The organism is Actinosynnema sp. NPDC023658, from assembly GCF_040639995.1.
In the GTDB taxonomy this organism is placed as follows: domain Bacteria; phylum Actinomycetota; class Actinomycetes; order Mycobacteriales; family Pseudonocardiaceae; genus Actinosynnema.
Genome location: NZ_JBFAAX010000220.1, coordinates 1 through 3,407, shown reverse-complemented (window position 1 = coordinate 3,407; position 3,407 = coordinate 1). Strand labels below are relative to the sequence as shown.

Below are 3,407 nucleotides of genomic sequence, written 5' to 3'. Positions count from 1 at the left end.
GTGGACTGGCCCCACCGCCGGGCGGTGGACCCCGCGCGGGCGGAGCGCCGGGGGGGGCGGGCTTTGAGGGCGGCCCCCGCGGTCGCGCCCGCCCGCCCGACCGGTCCGGGCGATGCCTGGTTCACACCGCCGAGCCCGGTCGCCCCGGCGCGCGTCCGCGAGGCCCGCGAGTCCGCGCCGGTGGTCGGCACGGTGCGCGGGGAGCACTTCCACGTGCTCGACACCAGCACGGTCACGTACGAGGGGACCCGGCTCTCGGGAGTGCGGACCCTGATCGCCTACGACGTGCGGGAGTTCGAGGTCGACGGCGTCGAGGTGCGCGACTTCACCGTCAAGGTCTTCCTGACGGAGGAGTTCACGCCCGAGGAACGCGCCCACATCGCCGACAGCGCCGCGCGAGGGGCCGACGAGGTCTTCAACCAGGGCTACGGCCTGCCGGACGGCAGGCAGTTCCACGTCACGGTCGAGTTCACCGACGAGCGGGACGCGCACGTCCGCGTGTCGCCCACCCACGCCCGCACCGACCAGTTGAGGTGGCGGGCGGACAGCCCTCCGGTCGTCACGGCCCACGAGACCGGTCACTTGCTCGGGCTCGACGACGAGACCCGCCCCGATGAGACCGACCCCGACGAGGACCCGCGCGCCTTCCCGCGCCACCGGGCCCCCGTGGCCGGTCTCATGGACGGCGGCTCGCAGCACCTCCGACCCCACCACCTGACCCGGATCCACGAGCGCATGCGGGTCATGCTGCGGCGCGGTCACCAGCCCGTCGAGACCGGGCCGATGGAGCGCGAGGAGCGCTTCGCCAGCCCGCACGCCCCGCGCTTCCCGGTGTCCGACGCGCTCGCCCCCGTGGTCGAGGAGGACCCCGACGTGTCCTGGTTGGCGCCTCCCAGCCAGGCGGGTCCCACGACGTCGGCCGACCACGACGAGCCCGGCGAGTCCTGGTTGGCGCTGTTCGACGCGGCGGACTCGGACGACGGCGACGGCGGGACCGATCAACCGGCCCGGGACGGCGAACCCGACACCGCGACGACCGAACCGCGGGTCCCGGTCGACGGCGTCGCGCCGGAGGACCCCACGACATCGGTGGCCAGGTTCTGGCAGACGCTGCCCGACTACTTCCGGGAGGGCCGCGCGCTCGGCACGATCAGGCCGATCGACGCCCGCGGCCGCGAACTGGTCCTGCCCGCGGTCAGGGCGCTGCTGCCCGCCACCGGGGAGCCCGACCCGAAGCACCTCGGTCGCCTGGAGCGCGCCTTGCGCACCGAGTTCGAGTCCCTCATGGGCGGTGGGCGCACGTTCCAGGTGCCCGTCGGCGGCTCCTGGTTCGAGCTGCGGGTCGCGGCGACCCCGCTGCGGGTCGACGACGAGGCCGCCCTCGTCGAGCCCGTCGACCGGGCGGTCACCGACGTGCGCACCGGCGCCAACGTCACCTCGACGGCGGTGGTCGACGGCGCCAGGGCCAACGACCTGACGGTGGCCGCCATGGTCACCCAGGGGATCGGCCCCTACGGCATGGCGATCGCGCGCGTGCCGCGCTCCCACCCGCACACCTACGCCACCGTCACGACGAGCCTCACGCACCAGGGCATCCTCCGCTCCGGGGACTCGACCCACCTGGTCCTGCCGGTGCGCTACACCGTCTCCCTGCTGGACGCCGACGGCCGGGTCGTCCGCGGCGAGGAGGTGCGCAGCGGCCCGGCCGGCGCCGTGGACGTCACCTTCCAGGTGCCGGACGACCTGCACGACTACTTCGCCCCGGGCTGGGTCCCCGCCCCGGCGAGCCCGCTCGACCGGGCCTGGGGCAGGAGGTTGGACCACCCGTTCGCGGAAGCCGTGGTCGACCTCGACGAGGACAAGGCGTTCGAGCTGGTCGCGGGCAGGATGCACCCGTCGATCACCAGGTTGGGCGCCGACGGGCGCGCCAAGCTGCGCGACTTCCTGCGCCACACCACCATCACGAACAACCTGGTGCCGATGATCAGCGGTTGGGTCACCTCACCCGACCTGACCGGATCGGACGGCGCGCGCGCCGCCGCGGTGCGCGCGCGGGTGGTGCTGCACGACGCCGCGCTGGTGGGGGTGAACCGGAAGAAGGATCGGCTGCGCGACCGCGAGCAGCACGTCGACGCCAACGTCGCGAACGCCTCCATCACCACCGGGTTCACGCTGCGCGGGTCCGCCGGTGGCGGCCTCGGCCTGCCCCTGCTGGTGTTCGGCGGCGCCGGCCTCACCGGCGGGTACTCCGCGCGCCTGGTGGACGAGTCCTACGCGGGCACCACGAGCACCACCCGGACGGGCGTCGAGATCAAGGAGGGAGTCGCCCTCTACCGGGTCGCCATGGATGTCGAGGTGCGCACCCCCACCGGCGAGGACATCGTCCTGCCCGCCACGGCGTACCTGAGGACGGGCGTCGCGGAGGCCGCCGCGCAGGGGCTGCCGCTGCCGCTCGACACCGCCGCGGCGCTCGTCGAGCCCGTCGACGCGGGCACCCGCTTCGAACCGCCGTACCTCGCCGCCGGCCTCGCTCCCGGCAACGCCAGGATCAGCGGGTTCGCCGTCGCCGCGGAGGTGCAGCCGCAGGTGGAGGCGGCGCTGAACGCGCTGCCCGGGTTCGAGGACTTCCTCCCCGCCTGGAACCAGCGGGGCGTGCACCCGTACAAGAGCGGGCTGTCGCCCGTCAAGGCGGCCGAGCAGCTCGACAGGGTGCGCGCGTTGACCGCGAAGCTGTCCGCGTCCGCGCTGCGCACGAACCTGGCGGAGCTGCTGGGACCGGGTGTGGCGGTCCAGCTCCACCGCCACGACCGGTTCCGCACCCACTACGTCGACATCGTGGTGAAGGCGAAGCACGGTCCCGGCGACCACCAGGGCGGGCTGGGCGGGCGGCGCGTGCGCCACTACGCCGCCGGTGGTCCCAAGCTGGGCAGCGCGACCACCACCACCAAGGCGTGGACCGGTGGGGTCGAGGGGCGTTTCGGCGTGGTCCGGCGGTCCCTCGCCAGCGTCACCACGGTGCTCCAGGCCGCGATCAGGTTCCACCGGGCGAAGACGAAGCGGTCCGGCGCCGGTCCGGTGGTGGAGACCAGCTCGCTGGACATCGGCAGCCCCACCGCGCAGAAGTTCCGGCACGACGTGGAGTTCCACGTCGAGATCACGACGTTCAGCCGCCCCGCCCGCTGGCTCCGCGGCTGGACGCCCGGCTCCCACCGCCTCCAGGTCCCCGAGCCCGGGGTCCTGGCCCGGACGGTCGACCCGAAGCAGCGGATGGACCCGGCGCGCCCCGGCGCCCCGCTCATCCTGGAGCTGATCCGCGGTCCGGTCGACGTGTGGCTGGGCCACGGGTCGACGACGTCCGAGCCGGCCGCCGCGCCGCCCGGGCACCGGGTCGTCGAGCTGCCGTCCAC

The 3,407-nt window shown here is 74.6% G+C and carries 1 protein-coding gene; it reads left to right on the top strand.

Annotated elements, in window-relative coordinates; genetic code table 11:
• Positions 1-63: 63 nt before the first annotated feature.
• Positions 64-3,407: hypothetical protein (locus AB0G02_RS21425; protein WP_360797116.1), on the top strand; the 3,344-nt coding region annotated here is incomplete at its 3' end.